The sequence below is a fragment of the Xanthomonas sp. NCPPB 2632 genome (assembly GCF_041228075.2).
Taxonomy (GTDB): Bacteria; Pseudomonadota; Gammaproteobacteria; order Xanthomonadales; family Rhodanobacteraceae; genus Luteibacter.
This window is the reverse complement of the sequence record NZ_CM192979.1, coordinates 3,594,871-3,614,359: the sequence shown is the minus strand read 5'-3', so window position 1 is coordinate 3,614,359 and position 19,489 is coordinate 3,594,871. Positions and strand designations below refer to the sequence as shown.

Sequence of the window (19,489 nt, the reverse complement as noted above, 5' to 3'; positions counted from 1 at the left end):
GCGGTGCAACGCAAGACGGTTAGAATGACGGCTTGCGCTTCCACGGCGCCAGGGAACCGAAACGGATGCATGCCCCGATGCCGCCAGTCCGCCGTGACGCCCGTCGACGTTCGATGCGTCGCTTGCGCTGGGCCGTGGCCGTGTCGTTCGCGTTGATCGCGTCCGCATGCCGCCATGCGGAAGCGCCGCTCACCCACGACGCCTATATCTGGCAGCGGCAGTGGACACCGTCGCTGGGCGCGTCGGTCATGGCCTCGCGCGACCTGGTCAGCGACTGGCGCGTGCTTGTCGCCCAGGCCGACCGCGACGGCACGTTTCACACGTTCGCGCCCGACCGCGCGGCCCTGGCCGCCAGCGGACGCCCGGCGATCCTGGTCGTGCGCATCGACGGGCGGCTTGCCCGGCTGGATGAAGCCGGGCTGGTGAGTCGCATCGTCGGCATCGCCCGCGACGCGTCGCTGCCCGCGGCGGCCATCGAGATCGACTACGACTGCCCCACGGCACGCTTGCCCGCGTACACGGCGTTCCTGCGCCGCCTCAAGCCCGCCCTGGGCGACACGCCGCTGTCGATCACGGCATTGCCGACCTGGACCGGCTCGGCCGACCTCGACGACCTGCTCGCCGTGCCCGACGCGTCCGTGTTGCAGGTGCATGCCGTGCAGGCCCCGCAGGCGGGCCTGTTCGATCCCGCGGTGGCACTGGGCTGGATCGACGACTTCGCGCGGCATACGGGCAAGCCGTTCCGCGTGGCCTTGCCGACGTACGGCTCGCGGGTGAGCTGGAACGCCGACGGGTCGATGCTCGCCGTGGAAAGCGAGCAGGGCCTGCGGGCCGCCGGCATAGCGGCGTCCGAGCTCTACGCCTCGCCGCTGGCCGTTCGCCGCGTGGTCGATCGGCTGGCCGCGCAGCGTCCCCGTGGCCTGGTCGGCTTCGCCTGGTTCCGGCTGCCCACGGCGGAAGATCGCCGGGCGTGGAGCCTGGCGACGTGGCGGGGTGTCGTCACCGGCCACCTCGACGCACCGCCCCTGCGTGCCATGCTGCGCCCGGGCAAGGATGGCGCCGCCGCCGATGTCGTGCTGGAAAACACCGGTGGCATCGACATGGCGCCGCCGCTGTCGGTTACCCTGCCGCGTGGCTGCGATGTCGCCGACGGCATCGATGGTTACGTGGTGCATCACACCGGGGATGGTCTCGAGCTGGTGTCGCGGCAGGCACGACCGTTACCCGCACAAGCGCAACGGGCGATCGGCTGGGCGCATTGCCCGGCCGGTACGCCATCCATCCTTTCCCTCAGCGCTGAAGGAGCGCCGCTTTCATGATGAAGACCCATTCGCTCGCCATCGGCTGCGTGCTGGCCCTGGCCGGCGCGGTCACCTGGGCCTGCGGGCCCTGGTTCCCGACGCAGACGCTGGATGATCGCGCGGACACGCTGGCCGCCGTGCCGCAGAACACCTTCGCCTTCGAGGCGGCGCACCTGCTGCCGGCCACGGACACGCTGGCCGCCGTGGAGACGGCACCGTTCGAGGAGCCTTCGGTCAAGCCGGACCTGCCGGCCGACCAGGCCGAGCGGGTCAAGGCGATCATGGCGTCGGCCGGTGCGGCCGAGGCACTCGATGCCGGCAAGGACCTGCCGGACGACGTACGCCATTACGTAGCGGGCGCGGTCGAGTGGAACCGTGCCACCGCGGCGTGCCCCGCCGCACCGGAAAACGAATACGGCCAGCCGAGCGGCAAGCCGCCGTGTGCGACCTTCGACGCGGCCGCCCTGGCCAGCGCGCAGGCGCAGTTCGAGGCGGTGACGGCGTTGCCACCGGAATCCTCCAAGGCGCGTGGCGCGTGGGCGGCGTACATGCTGGGAGAGGTGCATGCCCTGCGCGCGGCCGGTGCTACCGGCACACCCGCCTTCGCGACGGAGCGTGCCGCGGCGGCGAAAGCGTTCCAGGACACCCGCGCCCGCGTGCTCGCGGGTGCGTCCGATGCCCAGGGCCTTGCCGTGGCCAGTTTCGGCGAAGAAGCGCGCCTGAGCCTGTATGTCGGCGACACCGCCTGCCTCTGGGTCGACATGGTCAAGGGCGAGGAATGCGTGGCGCAACTGGCGCCCAACGACCTCAAGCACGCCATCGCGCCGTATGCGGCCCAGGCCGGGCACGGATCACGCGGCGCGGTGGAATCGCTGGCGGCGATCGCCGGCGCGGTGCTGGCCGTGCCCGAGCAGGCGCAGGCGCTGGTGGACGGTCCGGTGTCGCAGCGGCTACTGGTCGCCTATGCGCTGGCCAGGGTGGCCCCGCAGTCTACCGACGGCAAGCCCGATCCTGTGCTGGGCGCCTTGCTCGATGCGATCGACAAGGCCGGCCCGGGCAAGGTGGCCGCGGCCGATCGCCTGGCCTCGCTCACCTACGAGCTGGGCCGCTATGACGCCGCGCAGGCGTTGCTGGCGCATGCGGACGGCCCGCTGGCCAGTTGGGTACGCGCCAAGCTGGCGCTGCGCCGGGGCGATCGCAACGCGGCCGCCCAGGCCTATGCGGAGGCGGCGAAGGCGTTTCCGCGTGCCGACGATCCGAAGGCCTCGATGGAACCCGACAGCGTGCATCGCCTGATGGGCGAGCGCGGGGTGCTGGCCCTCTCGCGTGGCGACTACGTCGAGGCCATGACGCGCATGTTCGAGGCGTCGAAGGCGGTCGGCGGCGACGGCAATGTCGTCGACGAGGATGGCGAGAGCGCGGGCGCAGGCTACGGCAACGACACGATGTACATCGGCGAGCGCGTGCTCACCGTCGATGAACTGAAGACGTTCGTGGACGCCAACGTACCCACGGCGTCGGCGGCGCCCAAGGCCGACGACAAGGACGTGACGGCGGCCTCTCTGCTGTTCGGCGACCGCCTGCGCTGGATGCTGGCGCGCAGGCTCATGCGTGCCGGGCGCTTCGACGACGCGCTGGCCTATTTCCCGGCGGGCGTGGACAAGCGCTACGCCGAGGTGGACCTGCGTGCCACGGCCAAGGCCTATGCCGACGACGTGCACGACGGCGATCACCGCTGGACGGATATCGGCAAGGCCGAGGCCCGCTTCGCCGCGGCGACGGTCGCGCGCGACCACGGCATGGAAATCCTCGGCTTCGAACAGGCCCCGGATTTCGCGGACAACGGCGGCGTGTTCCAGGGCGGTAGCGGCCAGTCGGCCGCGACGCTCAAGGGCGACCTGGTGACCGCCGGCGAGCGGCAACGTTTTGCCGACAGCAACGCACAGCCCGATCGTCGCTTCCACTACCGCTACGTGGCGGCCGACCACGCCGTGGCCGCGGCGGACCTGTTGCCGCCCCGCTCGCAGGCGTTTGCGGCCACGCTGTGCATGGCCACCCGCTGGATGCGCGAGGGCCCGCCCGATTACGACGAGGCCGCCGATGGCGAAGCGGATAAACCGCTCAACGAACGGTCGCGCCGTGCCCGCATCTATTACGAGCGCTACGTGAAGCAGGGGCCGCATGTCGCGTGGGCCGACAACTTCGGCATGAACTGCGAGCCGCCGAATTTCGATCGCGCACGTGAACTCAAGCGCGCGCAGCAGGTGAGGGCGGTCAAGCAGTTCGTGCGCAAGCACCTGGTGATCGAGATCGTCGTGCTCGTCGCGCTGGTGGCGGCCATCGGTGCCCTGATCGTCCGCAGGCGCCGTCGCCGGACGGTGGCCTGAACGGCCGGGAGCGGGATGGGGGATAATCCCCACCCGCTCCCGATGCCGTACCCGCCGTGAAGAAATCCGATTTCGACTTCGACCTTCCGCCCGACCTGATCGCCCAGGCACCGCTGGCGCGGCGCTCGGGCAGCCGCCTGCTGGTGGTGGACGTGGCGGCACACAGCAAGAAGGATCGCAAGTTCGACGAACTGCCCGAGATGGTTCGCCCGGGCGACCTGCTGGTGTTCAACGATACCCGCGTGCTGCCGGCCCGCCTGCACGGCCGCAAGGAGTCGGGCGGCGCAGTGGAGATCCTGATCGAGCGGGTCACCGGTGCGCACGAGGCGCGGGCCCAGCTCGGCGTCAGCAAGAAGCCGAAGGAAGGGGGCCGCATCGAACTGGCCGACGGCAGCATGGTGACCGTGCTGGGACGCGACGGCGAGTTCTTCCTGCTGCGCTTCGAGTCGGGCGAGCCGCTGGAGCGGCTGCTGTCGCGCCTGGGCGAGATGCCGTTACCGCCGTACATCGAGCGCAGCGCCGATCAGTCCGACATGGAGCGCTACCAGACCGTGTTCGCGCGTGAGCCGGGTGCCGTGGCGGCGCCCACCGCCGGCCTGCATTTCGACGAGCACCTGCTGCAACGCCTGCGCGACGTTGGGGTGGACATGGGCTACGTCACCCTGCACGTGGGTGCCGGCACGTTCCAACCCATGCGTGCGGACGATGTGCGTGACCATGTCATGCACCGCGAATGGCTGAACGTGGGGGCCGCACTGGTGGAGAAGATCCGCGCCACCCGGGCGGCGGGCGGGCGGGTGATCGCGGTGGGCACCACGGTGGTGCGCGCGCTGGAAAGCGCCACGGTGGAGGGCGTGTTGCGCCCGTTCGCCGGCGAGACGCAGATCTTCATCTTCCCCGGCTACACCATCACCAGCGTCGATGCGCTGATCACCAATTTCCACCTGCCGCAATCGACGCTGCTGATGCTGGTCTCGGCGCTGGCGGGCAAGGAAACGATCCTGGATGCCTACCGTTACGCTGTGCTGCAACGCTACCGTTTCTTCTCCTACGGCGACGCGATGCTGATCTACCCGCCGCGCGGCGGCTAGAGTCCCGGCACGCCGTGCGACAGCTCGCGTGACACCTCGGCCGCGGCGTCCACCAGCAGGCGGGCAGTGGCCGTGATGTCGATCCTCGCGCCGCGCCGTTCGATGAAAGGCACCGTGAGGGCGCATACCGCATGGTTGCCTTCGATGATCGGTGCCGAGAGATCGGTGACACCATCCACCACTTCGCTGGCGATGCGGGCCAGGCCCGCGGCGCGTACTTTCGCCACCGTCGCGTCCACACGCGCACGGTCCAGCGCCGGATCGTGCGCGGCCATGGTGCGCAGCCAGCGCTCGCGGATATCGTCGGTCTGCCAGGCCAGCAGCACATAGCCCGACGCGGAATGCGACATGGGGCGACGATGGCCCACGCGTACGACGAGGCCGGTCTCGCCGGGCGGATCGACCCGCGCGATCACCACGATCTGCTCCTGCGAGGGCACCACGAGGTGGCATGACTGGTCGATGCCCTCGGCCAGCCGGTGCATCACCGGCATCGCGGTTTCGACCAGGTTCCTGACCGGTGGTTGTTCCATGCCCAGCCGGAACAGGCGCGGCGTGAGCGAGTAGGCTCCCTCGCCGTCGGGTCGGGCGATATAGTCGCGTTCCTCGAGCACCTGGAGCATGCGGAAGATCTCGCCGCGCGAGCGTCCCACGCCTTCGGAAATCTCGGCGATGGATAACGGCTGGGTCGCACGGGCGAGCAGTTCGAGGATGTCGAGGCCCTTGTCCAGGGCAGGGGCGCGATACTTCGGCGAATCGGCAGGGGGCATGGCATTCCGTGGCATGGGCAGAAACGGTGCAACGCAAGTCTAGCGTGTGGCTGCGTGCGGGCGTGTATATACATCGATACCGGCGTGCCATGCTGCAGCGCAGCTTGTTATGCTGGTGAATAATAAGTTCATATTTGCACATCCCGCGTCCCGGGCCATGTCAGCGGAGACATCGCATGCAGCAGCACACGCCGATCACGGCGACCCCGACGCGCGCCCTGGCGCGAGCCCCGCTGTTCCCGCTCGTGCTGATCGTCAGCCTGTTCTTCCTCTGGGGCGTGGCCAACAACCTCAACGATGTGCTGGTGGCCCAGTTCAAGAAAGCGTTCACGCTGTCCGACTTCGATGCCGGCCTGGTGCAGAGCGCCTTCTACCTCGGCTATTTCCTCGTGGCGCTGCCGGCCGGCATGTTCATGCGGCGCTTCGGCTACAAACCGGCCGTGGTATTCGGCCTGCTGCTCTACGGCGCCGGTGCCTTGCTGTTCTGGCCCGCCGCGGCCACGGCCACCTACGGCACCTTCCTCGTCGGCCTGTTCGTGATCGCCGCCGGGCTGGCCTTCCTGGAAACCTCCGCCAATCCCTACGTGACGCTGCTGGGCCCACGCGAGTCGGCCGCCTCCCGGCTCAACCTCGCGCAGGCATTCAATCCGCTGGGCTCGATCACCGGTGTGCTTATCGGGCAGCAATTCATCTTCAGCGGCGTGGAACGCTCGCCCGAGCAGCTGGCCGCCATGGATGCCGCGGCGCATCTGGCCTACATGAAAAGCGAAGCGGCGGCCGTGCAGATGCCCTACCTGGTGATCGGGCTGGGTGTCATCGCCTGGGCGGCGCTCATCGCCATCACCCGGTTCCCGCGCACGTCTGTCGACGAAGCGGAATCCGCGGGACCGGTGGATCGCGGCGTGCTCGGTCGCCTGCTGCGTGACGGTCGCTTCATGTCGGCCGTGGTCGCGCAGTTCTTCTACGTGGGTGCCCAGGTGGCCGTCTTCAGCTACATGATCCGCTACGCGCAGGCCACCATGCCGGGCACCGTGGACAAGGCGGCGGCCAACTACATCACCGCCGCGCTGCTGTGCTTCATGGCGGGACGCTTTGCCGGCGCCGCCATCATGAAGTACCTGCGTCCGGCGCATGTGCTGCGCACGTTCGCGCTGATCAACGTGGTGCTGGCGGCGGTGGCCGCCTTCGTGCCCGGCCACGTCGGCATCTACGCGCTGGTGGCTTCCAGCTTCTTCATGTCGATCATGTATCCGACCATCTTCGCGCTGGGCGTGGAGGGCCGTGGCGACACCGAACGCAAGTTCGGCGCCTCGTTGCTGGTCATGGCCATTGTCGGTGGCGCTGTGGTCACGGCCGTCATGGGTGCCACGTCGGATCGCCTGGGCATCGCCCACGCCATGCTGGTGCCGATGCTGTGCTTCGTCGCCATCTTCCTGTTCGCCTGGCGACGCGCGGGTGCCCGGGCGGTAGTCGCATGAACTGGCAGTGCCTCGCGCTGGACCTGTACGACGATCCCGCGTCGATCGCCGAATACGAGCGCTGGCACCAGGCCGAATTCATCTGGCCGGAAGTGGTGGCATCCATCCGCACGGCCGGCATCCTGGACATGCAGATCTTCCGCACGGGCAACCGGCTGGTGATGCTGATGCGCGTGGCCCCGCATTTCGACGGCGCGGCAAAGGCCGCGGCCGATGCCGCCAGCGATCGCGTGCAGGCGTGGGAAGCGCTGATGTCGACATTCCAGCAGCCGCTGCCGTGGGCCGCTGCGGGGCAGAAATGGGTGCCGATGCAGCGGATCTTCGACCTCGCGGCCTGCGCGGCTAGCTGAAAGCCGTCTTCCGGCGATCGCGACGGAGGCCGCCGCCACGCTAGTGGTGGCGCCGGCCGGGCGTTGGCGTGGTGTCAGGCGCCCGCGACGAGCGGCAGGCTACGCCACACGATCCCATCGGGAAACAGGTGGTCGCGCACCGAGCTCGTGTGCATCTGCGCGGAAAAGCCCGGCGCGGATGGCGCACGGTAGCGACCCCGTTCGATGCGCACGGGATCGACGAAGTGCTCGTGCAGGTGGTCGACGAACTCGATGGCGCGATCTTCCTTTTCCCCCGTGATGGCCACGAAATCCGCCATGGCCAGGTGCTGCACCAGTTCGCACAGGCCCACGCCGCCGGCGTGCGGGAAGACGCGCACACCGAAGTGCGCCGCCAGCAGCAGGATCGCCAGGTTGTCGTTGACACCGCCCACGCGCGCGGCGTCGATCTGGATCAGGTCGACGGCCTCGGCCTGCAGCAGCTGCTTGAACAGCACGCGGTTCTGGCCGTGCTCGCCGGTGGAGATCGGCGTGGGTGCCACCGCGCGGCGGATGGCCGCGTGGCCGAGCACGTCGTCGGGGCTGGTGGGTTCTTCCACCCAGGCCAGGCCCACGCTTTCCAACGGCTTCAGCCAGTCGATGGCGGTGCCTACGTCCCAGCGCTGGTTGGCGTCCACGGCGATGGCGATGTCGGGGCCGACCGTCTCGCGGGCGAGGCGGCAACGGCGGATATCGTCTTCGAGGTGCAGGCCCACTTTCAGCTTGATCGTGCGGAAACCGTCGGCCACCGCCTGGCGTGCCAGGCGTTGCATCTTGGCGTCGCTGTAGCCGAGCCAGCCGGGGGAGGTGGTGTAGGCGGGGTAACCCTCGGCTTCCAGCTGCGCGATGCGCGCCTGCTTGTGCGGCTCGGCCTCGCGCAGGATCGCCAGCGCCTGCTCGGGCGTCATCGCATCGGTGAGGTAGCGGAAGTCGATCTGCGCGACGATCTGTTCGGGGCTCATTTCGGCGATGAAACGCCACAGCGGCTTGCCCGCACGGCGCGAGGCGAGGTCCCAGGCGGCGTTGATCACCGCGCCGATGGCCATGTGCATCACCCCTTTCTCGGGGCCCAGCCAGCGCAGCTGCGAATCGCCGTTTAGCTCGCGCGCGAAGTCGCCCAGGTGATCGATCACGCTGTCCAGCGTGCGCCCCACCACCATCGGTTCGAGCGCCGCCAGCGCCGCCGTCTGCACGTCGTTGCCGCGGCCGATGGTGAACACCAGCCCGTAACCGGCCAGGCCATCGGGGCTGTCGGTGCGGATGACCACGTAGGCCGCCGAATAGTCGGGGTCGGGGTTCATCGCATCGGAGCCGTCGTGGTCCAGCGAGGTCGGAAAGCGGACGTCGTACGTGTCCAGCGCCGTGATGTTCACCATGCGCGGCGGTCTCCCGGATGCGCCACCACATCCTGGCGCTGGCGCCCCAGCCCTTCGATGCCCAGTTCGATGACGTCGCCGGGCTTGAGGTAGGTGGGCGGCTTCAGGCCCAGGCCGACGCCCGCTGGCGTGCCGGTGCTGATCACATCGCCCGGCATCAGCGTCATGTAGCGGCTGATGTAGCTGACCAGGTAGGCCACGCCGTAGACCATCGTGCGCGTGTTGCCGTTCTGGTAGCGATGACCGTTGACCTCGAGCCACAGCGAGAGGTTCTGCGGATCGGCCACCTCGTCGCGGGTGACCAGCCAGGGGCCGATCGGACCGAAGGTGTCGCAGCTCTTGCCCTTCACCCACTGGCCACCGTGTTCCAGCTGGAACTCGCGCTCGGACAGGTCGTTGATGACGGCATAGCCGGCTACATGCCGCATGGCATCGTCGAGCGACACGTCGCGCGCGACCTCGCCGATGACGACGCCCAGTTCCACTTCCCAGTCGGTCTTGACCGAGTCGCGCGGAATCACCACGGTATCGTTCGCGCCACCGATGGCGGTGGTGGCCTTCATGAACAGCACCGGCTGCTCCGGCACCGGCGCACCGGTCTCGGCGGCGTGGTCCGCGTAGTTCATGCCCACGCAGATCATCTTGCCGACGCCTGCCACGGGGGTGCCGAAACGCCGCTGGCCCGCGACGAGGGGCAGGGATGCGGGATCGAGGGCGGCAAGGCGCGCGAAGGAGGCGTTGCCCAGCGTCGCGCCGGACAGGTCGTCGACGATGCCGGACAGGTCGCGCAGCTGGCCGTCGACATCGATCATGCCGGGCTTCTCCTGCCCCGGTTGTCCATAACGTACGAGTTTCATGGGTGTTCCTTCAGTTCGACATGCCACCGTCCACGACGTGGACGGTGCCGGTGGTGAACGACGATTCGTCGGAGGCCAGGTAGAGGGCCAGCGCGGCGATCTCCTGCGGATCGCCCAGGCGTCCCATCGGCTGCCGCTCGGTGAAGCCACGCCATGCGGCGTCCTCGTCGCCGCCCAGTGCGCGCACGCGGTCGCCCAGCGAGGGCGTTTTCACCGTGCCGGGGCAGATCGCGTTGCAACGGATGCCACGGGCGACGTAATCGGCGGCGATGGAGCGCGTGAGGCCGATGACCGCGGCCTTGCTGGTGCCGTAGGCGAAGCGGTTGGGGACGCCTTTGATGCTGGAGGCCACGGACGCCATGTTGAGGATGCTGCCCGCACCGCGTTCCAGCATGCCCGGAAGCACCGCGCGGCAGGTATGGAACATGCTGTCGACGTTGATCGCGAACGAACGGCGCCACGCGTCGATGTCCGTGTCCAGCAGGGTGCCCGCATGCACGTAGCCGGCGCAGTTGAAGAGGATGTCCAGCGGGCCCGCGTCGGCGACGAGCGCTGCGATCGCCGCCGCATCGGTCACGTCGAGGCGTTGCGTGCGCAAGGCACCCCGCACGGCCGACGGCGTGGCGGCGAGGTGCTCGTCGAGCGCGGCGGCCAGTCCGGCCAGTCCTTGCTCGTCGATATCCGTGGCCAGCACGGTGGCGCCTTCGGCGGCGAAGGCCAGTGCGGTGGCGCGGCCGATGCCGGCGCCGGCAGCGGTGATCAGGGCATGCTTGCCGGCCAGGCGGCCGGAACGGGCGGACGATGTCATGGGGAAGACCTCGATGCGGCGGAGTAGAGAGCGATGGCGTTGTCGCCGAAAACGGCCGACTCGGCATGGGGGGCATGACGCAGCACGCAGGCGCGGGCCACGGTTTTCCAGGCGTCGTAGGTAGCGTGCGTGGTGACCACAGGCCAGTCGCTGCCCCAGATGAGGCGCGAGGCGCCGAAGGTCTCGAACAGGTGGCCTACGTAGGGTTCCAGCGCGCGCGGATCCGCGATGGCGCCGGTGCGGTCGAGCAGGCCGGAGAACTTGCAGTGCACATCCGGCATCTGCGCCAGTCGCGCGATGGCGCCGGCCCATTCGGCAAAGCCGCCGCCGGTGATGTCCGGCTTGGCCGCATGGTCGATCACCGTGCGCAGGCCCGGATGCCGGGCCAGTCGCATCGACAGCGTGCGCAGGTGGCGACCGTCGACCAGGGCCTCGAAGACCAGGTCGCGGTCGCGCAGGTGATCGAACGCCCGGTCGAGCCCTGGCGAGGCCAGCCAGGTGACATCGGGAATATCCTGCACCATCGGGCGGATGCCGCAGAGCAGGCCCTGGCCGTCCGTGAGCAGCCAGTCCAGGCGCGCACCGACATCGGCCGCTTCCATGTCGATCCAGCCGATCACGCCCAACACCTCGGGCCGTGCGCGGGCCAGTTCGAACAGGAAGCGCGTCTCGCGTTCGTCCGGCGCGGCCTGGACGAGGAAGCAGGCATCCGTCGGCGCGCCGGCATCGTCGGGCAGGAAGGCCGCTTGCAGCGACGGCGGTGCATTCGCCAGCCAGCCGTAATGCAGGCGCGACGGATCCCAGTAATGGCGATGTGCGTCGACGATCATGGCGTGGGCACCCCGGGCGCAAGCAGGCCTTCGTCGATCAACGCCCGCCATGTCGCAGCAGGCACGTCGGCGGCGCGACGCCGCAGCGCGGTGTCCACTTCCGCCACCGAACGCAGGCCGCAGACGACGCTGGCCACGGCGGGATGGGCCAGCGGGAAGTGCAGGGCGGCCGCACCGACGTCCGCGCCCGTGCGCCGGCACACGTCGTAGAAACGCTGCGCGCGCTCGCGTACGGCGGGCGACGCCGGTGCGTAATCGTAGGTAGCGCCGGGATGGTCGGCGTTGCCGAGCAGGCCGGAGTTGTAGGGACCGGCCACCAGGATGGCCACGTCGTCGGCCTGGGCCTTCGCCATCACGCGCGTGCTGGCGGTCTGTTCGAACAGCGTGTAACGACCGGCCAGCATGATCGCATCGAGCGGGAAGCGGGCCATGACGTCGAGGCAGACAGCTTCCTCGTTGACCCCGATACCGATGGCGCCGACCGCGCCTTCGTCGCGCAGGCGTGCCATTTCCGGCAGCGCTTCGTCGAGGGCCTGTGCCAGTACCTCGGCATGCCGAGGGCCGTGCGTCAGCGCGCCGATGTCGTGCAGGAAAAGGATATCGATGCGATCGGTGCGCAGGCGACGCAGGCTTGCCTCGAAGCTGCGACGCACGCCGTCGCGGCTATAGTCGAAACGCGCGACGCGACCGTCCACGGCAAAGCCGTCCTGGTCGCCGTGGCGGCCGGAAGCATCCTCGACCAGCCGGCCCACCTTGGTCGACAGCCCGTAGCTGTCGCGCGGCAGATCGGCCAGCGCCTCGCCGATACGGCTTTCGCTGAGGCCGAAGCCGTAATAGGGCGCGGTATCGAAGTGGCGGATGCCACCCTCCCACGCCTGCCGGAGGGTTCGCAGCGCCTCGGCCTCGTCCACCTCGGTGTAGAGGTTGCCCACCGGCGCGCCACCGAAGGCCAGCGACGAAAGTGTGGCGCAACGGGCGGGCGGCACAGTGGCGGTCGGGCTCGCGGACGGCAGCGGCATGGGGGCTCCAGGGAAACACACGGCAGACGGTATCGCCTGCACAGGTATAAATACTACGTTTATAGGTGAACCCGTGTACAGGTGACGGCGCGATGAAATTTTTGTTGCAGCGCAACTTGAATCGTGCGAAACATATCTGAATACTGCGTTCGCCAGTGAACGGATGGTAGGTAGCGACACACCAGGGATGACAACGTTGTCGGCGAGGGGTCGATGACGCGTGCCACGAATACATGGGCTGTTAGCCCGCGCCGTCGCCGACGGTTGCGGTTCCGTACGGACGAAGCGCACTGCCTGCCGGGCGGATCGCCAGCATCCGGAATAAGAAGAGTTTGGGGGAGAACATCCGCATGACCATCAACAAGACCCTGCTGTGCGCCAGCATCCTTTGTGCATTCGCCGCCGCGGCGCACGCACAGGACACCACGACACCCCCCGCCGCGCCCGCCAGCGCGCCCGCGGACCCGAACAAGCCGGATGCGGCCAAGACCGCCCAGGAACGCGCCGCTGAAAAGCAGGCTGCGACGCTGCAGGCCGTGACCGTCACCGGTTACCGCGGCAGCCTGGAGAAGGCGATCGACATCAAGCGCAACGCCAACGCCGTGGTGGATGCGATCAGCGCGACCGACATCGGCAAGTTCCCGGATACCAACGCGGCCGAGTCGCTGTCGCACCTCCCGGGCATCACGGTGGACCGCCAGTTCGGCGAAGGCGAGAAGATCAGCGTCAACGGCACCGACGCCGCGCTCAACCGCGTGCTGCTGAACGGCCAGACCATCGCCTCGGGCGACTGGGGCGGCAACCCGACCGACACCAGCGGCCGCACGTTCAACTATTCGCTGCTGTCGCCCGAGATCATCGGCAACATGCAGGTGTACAAGTCGCCCGAAGCGCACATCGACGAAGGCAGCATCGGCGGCACGGTCATCATCCAGACGCGCAAGCCGCTGGACCTGCCGGCCAACACGCTGCGCGGCTCGCTCGGCTACAACTACAACGACCGTTCCGCACAGGGCAACCCGCGCGCCTCGGCGCTGTGGAGCTGGAAGAACGACGACAGCACGCTCGGCTTCCTGACCAGCGTCACGCACGACAAGGAAAACCTGTCGCGCGCCGGTATCGAATTCTTCGGCTACACCACGGGCGACAAGATCACCAGCAACCCCACGGTGACCGGCGACCCGAACTACGCCAATTCCAAGATCCCGGTGGGCATCAACAGCGACTACTTCCAGCAGACCCGTGAGCGCAACGGCCTGCAGTCCACGTTGCAGTGGCGCCCGGACGATCACAACGAATTCAACCTGACCGGCCTGTACGTCAAGGGCAAGTACGACAACTTCAGCGAGGCGCGCTATGTGTGCCCGGGTTGCGGCGACCTCAACAAGCTGACCAGCATCACCAACAGCAACGGCTACATCACCAATGGCGTGGTGTCGCCCAACACCGGTAACGGCCAGCCGTATGCCGAGCTGGATACCAACTACCGCAAGACGGAAGTCTCCACCAAGAGCATCAACCTGCGCCACGATTTCACCGGCGACGAGTGGCAGTTCACCAGCCAGGTGGGCTACACCAGCGCCAGCGGCGGCAAGGACCCCGAGTACCTGATGAAGTACCTGCTGAAGAACGGCGGCTACAACTTCGGCTACGACGGCCGCAACACCAGCACCAACTACGACAACGGCTCGGCCGCCAACTGGGGCCTGCCGGGTTCGCCGGCCAACTCGCCCCCGGGCGATCCGACCTTGCCGGGCCAGAACCAGGCCGGTGGCATCTACTACGAGCAGACCACCGACCGCGAGCGTTACGCGCAGTTCGACGCGCTGCGCGACCTGTCGTGGGGCCCGATCAACCAGATCGAAATGGGCGTGAAGTACACCAACCATTTCAACGGCACGCAGTCGCGCGGCAACCGCATCAACACCACCGATCCGGTGTCGTTGACGGACTTCGATCCGGGTTCCACCCCCAGCGGCCTGTACGACGGCCTGCACGCCAGCGGCAACATGACCGACTGGGCCACGGCCAGCCAGAGCAGCGTGGTCAACTACCTGAAGTCGCAGCCGCAGGGCCCGTACACCATCAACTACCCGTCGATCTTCGGCGTGGCGGAGATCACCAAGGACGCCTACCTGCAGCTGGACTTCGAATCTGGCAAGTGGCGCGGCAACGTCGGCGTGCGTTATGTCGACACCAAGGACACCTCCAACTACTACGTGAACAACAACGGCGGCACGTACAGCGCCGTGTCGAACACCACGCACTACTACAAGCCGCTGCCCTCGCTCAACGTCGCTTACGACCTGGACGAGGACAAGGTGCTGCGCGCGTCGATCGCCAAGGTGATCGCCCGCCCGCGTTACGGTGACCTCGCCGGTGCCACGTCGCTCAACGGCGCATCCACGGGCAACTTCACCGCCAGCGCCGGCAACCCGGACCTGAAGCCCTACCAGTCGACCAACTTCGACGTGTCGGCGGAGTGGTATTTCGCCCCGGCCAGCCTGCTCTCGGTCGAAGGCTTCGTGCGCAAGATCGACAGCTACATCGTGACGACCACCAGCGAGCGCTCGCTGACCGATCCGACCACGGGTCAGACCAACCTGTACCAGGTGACCTCACCGGTCAACGCGTCCAACGCCAAGGTCTCGGGGCTGTCGCTGATCTACCAGCAGGACCTGGGCTACGGCTTCGGCATCCAGACCAACTACACGTACAGCAAGGCCACCACGCAGACCCAGGCCGATGGCGGCAAGCTCAACCTGCCGTACCTGTCCAAGAACACGGTCAACATCATCCCTTACTACGAGCACGGTCCGTGGTCGGCGCGCATCAACTACAGCCGCCGTTCCCCGTACTTCACCCAGGTGGGTCGCCTGAATTCCAACGTGTTCGCCGATGCGTACAAGGAACTGGACCTGAGCGCGTCCTACCAGGTCAACGAATGGATGGGCGTCACGCTGAGCGCGACCAACCTGCTGGATTCGACGTACTACCAGTACGCCGACATCAAGTACGCTCCGATCGGTGAGTACAAGAGCGGCCGTACGTACTCGATGACCCTGAACTTCAAGCTTTAGCGCGCTACCGGCGGCGATCGTCTCCCTGCGGCGCCGCCGGGTTTTTTTACGGAACGAGGAGTGCTTTCGATGGTGCGACGATCCCTGGTCCCCCTCATGGTGGCGGCGCTGGCGTTCGGTGCCGCCCATGCGGGCGAAGCGACGGCGCCCACCGCCGGCACCGTGTCCCCGCAGGTACAGGACCTGCGCTGGCAGCAGGCCACCGCCCGGTTCGCCCCGGCGCGCAAGGCCATCCTCGATCATGTCGGTACCGACGTCGCCAAGGGCCCGTTCCGGCCCGACTGGGCTTCGTTGAAGGGCTACCGCTCGCCCGCCTGGTACGACGACGCCAAGTTCGGCATCTTCATCCATTGGGGTGTCTACTCGGTGCCGGCCTTCGGCAGCGAGTGGTATTCGCGCAACATGTACCAGCAGGGCACCAAGGAATTCGCGCACCACGTGGCCACCTATGGCCCGCAGTCGCGTTTCGGCTACAAGGATTTCGTGCCGATGTTCAAGGCGGAGCGGTTCGATCCGGACGCTTGGGCGGCGCTGTTCCGTGAGGCGGGGGCACGCTACGTGGTGCCCGTGGCCGAGCACCACGACGGCTTCGCCATGTACGACTCGAAGCTGTCCGAGTGGACGGCGGTGCAGAAGGGCCCGAAACGCGACGTCATCGGCCTGCTGGCCAAGGCGATCCGTGCGCAGGGCATGCGCTTCGGCGTGTCGTCCCACCGGGCCGAGCACGACTGGTTCTTCGATGGCGGTCGCCACTTCGATTCAGACGTGAACGATCCCGCCAATGCCGGGCTCTACGGGCCGGCGGTGGACCACCTCAGCAAGGACGACCAGAACCTGGCCGACGACTGGACCTTCGTCTCGCAGGCCTGGCTGGACGACTGGCTGGCCCGCACGGCGGAGCTGATCGACGATTACCACCCGGACATCATCTACTTCGACTGGTGGATCGGTCACCCGACCTTCCGCAACACGCTGCCCACCCTGTTGTCGTACTACTACAACCAAGGCGCGAAACGCGACGGCGTGGTGGTCAACTACAAGCTGGGTGACTTCCCCGAGGGCGCCGGCACGCTGGATATCGAGCGCGGGCAGCTCACCGGCATCCACGCCACGCACTGGCAGACCGACACGTCGGTCAGCGAGGCCTCGTGGGGTTACATCGACCACGACACCTACAAGTCGCCCACGGTCATCATCCACCTGCTGGCGGACGTGGTCTCCAAGAACGGCAACCTGATGCTCAACATCGGGCCGCGCGCGGACGGCACCATCCCGCAGGGCGCGCAGGATACGTTGCGCGGCATCGGTGCGTGGCTGAAGGTCAACGGCGAGGCCATCTACGGCAGCAAGCCGTGGCGGGTGTACGGCGAAGGCCCCACCGAGGTCATCGGCGGCACGTTCCAGGATACGAAGACCAAGCCGTTCACCGCCGACGATTTCCGCTTTACCACCGGCAACGGCAAGCTCTACGCGATCGAACTTGGCTGGCCGGCGGCCGGCAAGGCCACCGTGCACGCGATCAAGCCGACCGACGCCGTGTCGAAAGTGGAGCTGCTCGCTGACGGTAGCAACGTGCCCTTCACCCAGGACGGCACCGGGCTTCACCTGCGGGTTTCCTCCCATCCCGTCGGCAGCGACGCGTACGTGTACCGCATCACGCTGGCCACACCGACTACCTCCAAGGCTTCCCCATGAATCGCTGGAAACTCCTCATTGTCGCCGGCCTGTTCTCGCTGCCGCTGGCCGCGTTCGCCAAGGCGCCCGTGGCGCTGTTCTACCTGATGGGCACGCAGAAATCGGTGGCCTCGTTCGAGGCGCACGTGGACAAGATCGACCTGCTGGTGCCCACCTGGTACGGCGTGGACGAAAACGGCCTGGTCTCCGGTGGTCCCGACGACTACGTGTTGAAGATCGCCCAGGCACACAAGCTGCCGGTGATGCCCATCGTGTCGGCTGCGGGCGACCGCGCCAAGTTCCACGCGCTGCTCACCAACGAAACCGCGAAGAAGGCGATGATCGCCAGCATGATCGAACAGGCGAAGCTGCACGGCTTCGTCGGCTACCAGTTCGACTTCGAGAATATCGCCTGGACCGATCGCGACGCGCTCACCCTGATCACGCGCCAGACCTACGAGGCGCTGCACAAGAACGGGCTGAAGCTGAGCATGGCCGTGGTCCCCAATGCACCGGGGTATGCTGGGCAGGGCGCCTTCGGCAAGTGGATGTGGGAATACTGGCGTGGCGCGTACGATCTGAAGGAGCTGTCCAAGGTGCTCGACCTGGTCTGCCTGATGACCTACGACCAGCACACGCGCTGGACCACGCCGGGCCCGGTGGCGGGCATGCCCTGGGTGATGGAACAGCTGCAGTACGCGATCAAGATCGTGCCCAAGGACAAGCTGTCGCTGGGCATCGGCCTGTACGGCTACCGTTGGTTCACCGGCAACCCGGTGGGCGCGGACGGCAAGGAAAACTCGAACATCTCCGGCACCTATATCGATGCCGACGAATCGTTCCCGCTGGCGAAGCAGTTCGGCGTCACCATGCAGTGGGATCCGGTGGAGCACGAGTCGTGGTTCTACTTCTACCGCGACCAGATGCGCGAGTGGGTGTTCCTGCCCGATGCGCGCGCCTTCCGCGACCGCTACGACGTGGTCAAGCAATACGGGCTGGAGGGCTTCTGCGCCTGGGTGCTGGGTTCGGAAGACCCGAAAATCTGGGACGAGCTGCCTAACGCGGTGCGTTGACCGCGAACAGCTTGAACTCGCGGATGCGCGCCGTGCCCACGGCGGACAGGATGTTCAGGCGGACGCGCCGTGCGGTAACCGGCGCGAAGCGATCGATCTTCATGTGACCGATCGCCTGGGCCTGGGCGACGGTTTTCCATCCGTTGCCGTCCCAGATTTGCACCGCGTAACCGTGCACGTTCTGGCCGCCGTCCAGCCATTCCATCGTCATGGCGCGGTCGAAGGTGACCTCGCGACCCAGGTCCACCTCCAGCGTGGCGTTGGCCGACCCGTTCGGTGCGGACCAGAACGTCGACGGATCGTCATCCAGCGCCGCCGCGGTGTTGGCGTCGGTGGGCGCGTGCTTGGCCACCAGGTTGGCCGCATCGCCGTAGCGTGCCTTGAGCGCCTTGCCAAAGTCGGCCAGCCGGCGCACGTCGGCCTCGGGCAACAGGCCATGGGTGTCCGGCGCCACGCCCAGCATCAGCTGGCCGCCGTGGCCGACGCTGCTTTCCCAGTTGTCCATCAGTTCGTCCACGGTCTTCAGCGACGTGCCGAAGTCCGGCCTGGAGCTGTAGAACCAGTGGCCCTTGTGCAGCGGCGTGTCCACTTCCAGGGGCCGCCAGCGAAGCTGTCCGTGGCGGTCGATGACGTTCCAGTTTTCGCCCTGCACCACGCCGTCCTCGTTGCCGACCCAGCGGATGTCGCCGTAGTCGAACAGGGCGACATCGGCGAAGATCATCGCGTTGGTCTGGTAGGTCCGCAGCGTTTCCACGTATCTGGCGAAGTCGTAGACATGCCCCGCGCTGCCGGCGCCGTCCAGCCACCACTCGGTGAGCGGTCCGTAGTGCTGCACCAGTTCTTCCAGCTCGGACAGGTAGTACTTGTCATACGCAGCGGCGTTGGCGTAACGCGGATCGTGTCGGTCCCAGGGGGATAGATAGATGCCGAAGCCCAGGCCGTTCTTCTTCGCCGCGTCGGACGCCATGCGCACCAGGTCGCCCTTGCCGCCCTTCCACGGGCTGGCCTTCACCGAATAATCGGTCTGGTCGGTGGGCCACAGGGCGAAACCGTCATGGTGTTTCGCCACCAGCACCATGTAGCGCACGCCGGCCGCCTTGACCGCGCGCGCCCACTGGTCGGGATCGACCTTGTCGGGGTTGAACACGCTGGGCGACGCGGTGCCGTCGCCCCACTCGCGGTCGAGGAAGGTGTTGGTGCCGAAGTGCACGATGACGCCGAACTCCAGGTCCTGCCAGGCCACCTGCTGCGGCGACGGCTTGACGTCGGTGAACGACTCGGCCGGCGCGATGCCCGGCAGGGCCGCCAGCAGCGCCGTCGCGAGGCAGGTCTTCAGGCGGCGGAACGGAACGGACGTCGACATGGGCAGGCACTCCA

At 67.6% G+C, this 19,489-nt stretch carries 15 protein-coding genes; 8 read left to right on the top strand and 7 right to left on the bottom strand.

What is annotated here, in order from left to right; genetic code table 11:
* The first annotated feature begins 113 nt into the window (after positions 1-113).
* The 3 genes from AB8808_RS15370 to queA are packed head-to-tail and all read left to right on the top strand — an operon-like array spanning position 114 to position 4,779.
* Positions 114-1,319 (top strand): DUF3142 domain-containing protein, encoded by a 1,206-nt coding sequence (locus tag AB8808_RS15370; protein ID WP_369930505.1) that lies wholly within the window; start codon positions 114-116, stop codon positions 1,317-1,319.
* Entirely contained in the window at positions 1,316-3,688 is a 2,373-nt protein-coding gene (locus AB8808_RS15365; RefSeq protein WP_369930504.1) for a hypothetical protein, read from the top strand. The genes AB8808_RS15370 and AB8808_RS15365 overlap by 4 nt, the downstream gene beginning before the upstream one ends.
* A 56-nt stretch (positions 3,689-3,744) precedes the next feature.
* Positions 3,745-4,779, top strand: a complete 1,035-nt coding sequence (gene queA / locus AB8808_RS15360; RefSeq protein ID WP_369930503.1) for a tRNA preQ1(34) S-adenosylmethionine ribosyltransferase-isomerase QueA — start codon at positions 3,745-3,747, stop codon at positions 4,777-4,779.
* Here queA and AB8808_RS15355 read toward each other — a convergent pair.
* Positions 4,776-5,549 carry an IclR family transcriptional regulator gene (locus tag AB8808_RS15355; RefSeq protein ID WP_369930502.1) on the bottom strand — a complete coding sequence of 258 codons (774 nt, stop codon included), beginning with the start codon at positions 5,547-5,549 and terminating at the stop codon, positions 4,776-4,778. The genes queA and AB8808_RS15355 overlap by 4 nt on opposite strands.
* Before the next feature lie 176 nt (positions 5,550-5,725).
* Between AB8808_RS15355 and fucP the strand changes: the two genes are divergently transcribed.
* Together fucP and AB8808_RS15345 are read left to right on the top strand one after the other, a co-directional pair.
* On the top strand, positions 5,726-7,027 hold the full coding sequence (fucP, locus tag AB8808_RS15350; RefSeq protein ID WP_369930501.1) for an L-fucose:H+ symporter permease: 1,302 nt from the start codon (positions 5,726-5,728) through the stop codon (positions 7,025-7,027).
* Positions 7,024-7,377, top strand: a complete 354-nt coding sequence (locus tag AB8808_RS15345) for an L-rhamnose mutarotase (RefSeq protein WP_369930500.1) — start codon at positions 7,024-7,026, stop codon at positions 7,375-7,377. The genes fucP and AB8808_RS15345 overlap by 4 nt, the downstream gene beginning before the upstream one ends.
* Before the next feature lie 74 nt (positions 7,378-7,451).
* On the opposite strand, the gene AB8808_RS15340 is transcribed toward AB8808_RS15345, so the two are convergent.
* From AB8808_RS15340 to AB8808_RS15320, 5 genes are read right to left on the bottom strand one after another with little or no spacing between them, the layout of a single operon-like run.
* Positions 7,452-8,771, bottom strand: coding sequence for an enolase C-terminal domain-like protein (locus tag AB8808_RS15340; protein ID WP_369930499.1), 1,320 nt, complete (start codon positions 8,769-8,771; stop codon positions 7,452-7,454).
* Entirely contained in the window at positions 8,765-9,628 is an 864-nt protein-coding gene (locus AB8808_RS15335) for a fumarylacetoacetate hydrolase family protein (protein WP_369930498.1), read from the bottom strand. The genes AB8808_RS15340 and AB8808_RS15335 overlap by 7 nt, the downstream gene beginning before the upstream one ends.
* Positions 9,629-9,638: 10 nt before the next feature.
* Positions 9,639-10,436, bottom strand: a complete 798-nt coding sequence (locus AB8808_RS15330; RefSeq protein ID WP_369930497.1) for an SDR family oxidoreductase — start codon at positions 10,434-10,436, stop codon at positions 9,639-9,641.
* Positions 10,433-11,266: an amidohydrolase family protein gene (locus AB8808_RS15325; RefSeq protein WP_369930496.1), complete on the bottom strand. Its 834-nt coding sequence runs from the start codon at positions 11,264-11,266 to the stop codon at positions 10,433-10,435. The genes AB8808_RS15330 and AB8808_RS15325 overlap by 4 nt, the downstream gene beginning before the upstream one ends.
* Positions 11,263-12,285 carry an aldo/keto reductase gene (locus AB8808_RS15320; RefSeq protein WP_369930495.1) on the bottom strand — a complete coding sequence of 341 codons (1,023 nt, stop codon included), beginning with the start codon at positions 12,283-12,285 and terminating at the stop codon, positions 11,263-11,265. The genes AB8808_RS15325 and AB8808_RS15320 overlap by 4 nt, the downstream gene beginning before the upstream one ends.
* 350 nt (positions 12,286-12,635) lie before the next feature.
* Here AB8808_RS15320 and AB8808_RS15315 point away from each other — a divergent pair, with 350 nt between their 5' ends.
* The 3 genes from AB8808_RS15315 to AB8808_RS15305 all read left to right on the top strand — a co-directional run bounded on the left by AB8808_RS15315 (position 12,636) and on the right by AB8808_RS15305 (position 18,112).
* A complete protein-coding gene (locus AB8808_RS15315) occupies positions 12,636-15,365 on the top strand; it encodes a TonB-dependent receptor (RefSeq protein ID WP_369930494.1) in 2,730 nt (909 codons plus the stop codon).
* A 96-nt stretch (positions 15,366-15,461) separates the two neighbouring features.
* Positions 15,462-17,060 carry an alpha-L-fucosidase gene (locus AB8808_RS15310; protein ID WP_369931270.1) on the top strand — a complete coding sequence of 533 codons (1,599 nt, stop codon included), beginning with the start codon at positions 15,462-15,464 and terminating at the stop codon, positions 17,058-17,060.
* Complete coding sequence (locus tag AB8808_RS15305; RefSeq protein WP_369930493.1) at positions 17,057-18,112, top strand: glycosyl hydrolase family 18 protein; 1,056 nt, start codon at positions 17,057-17,059, stop codon at positions 18,110-18,112. Before AB8808_RS15310 ends, AB8808_RS15305 begins: the two co-directional genes overlap by 4 nt.
* Here AB8808_RS15305 and AB8808_RS15300 read toward each other — a convergent pair.
* Complete coding sequence (locus AB8808_RS15300; protein ID WP_369930492.1) at positions 18,096-19,475, bottom strand: alpha-L-fucosidase; 1,380 nt, start codon at positions 19,473-19,475, stop codon at positions 18,096-18,098. The two genes, AB8808_RS15305 and AB8808_RS15300, sit on opposite strands and share 17 nt — an antisense overlap.
* Positions 19,476-19,489: the final 14 nt, after the last annotated feature.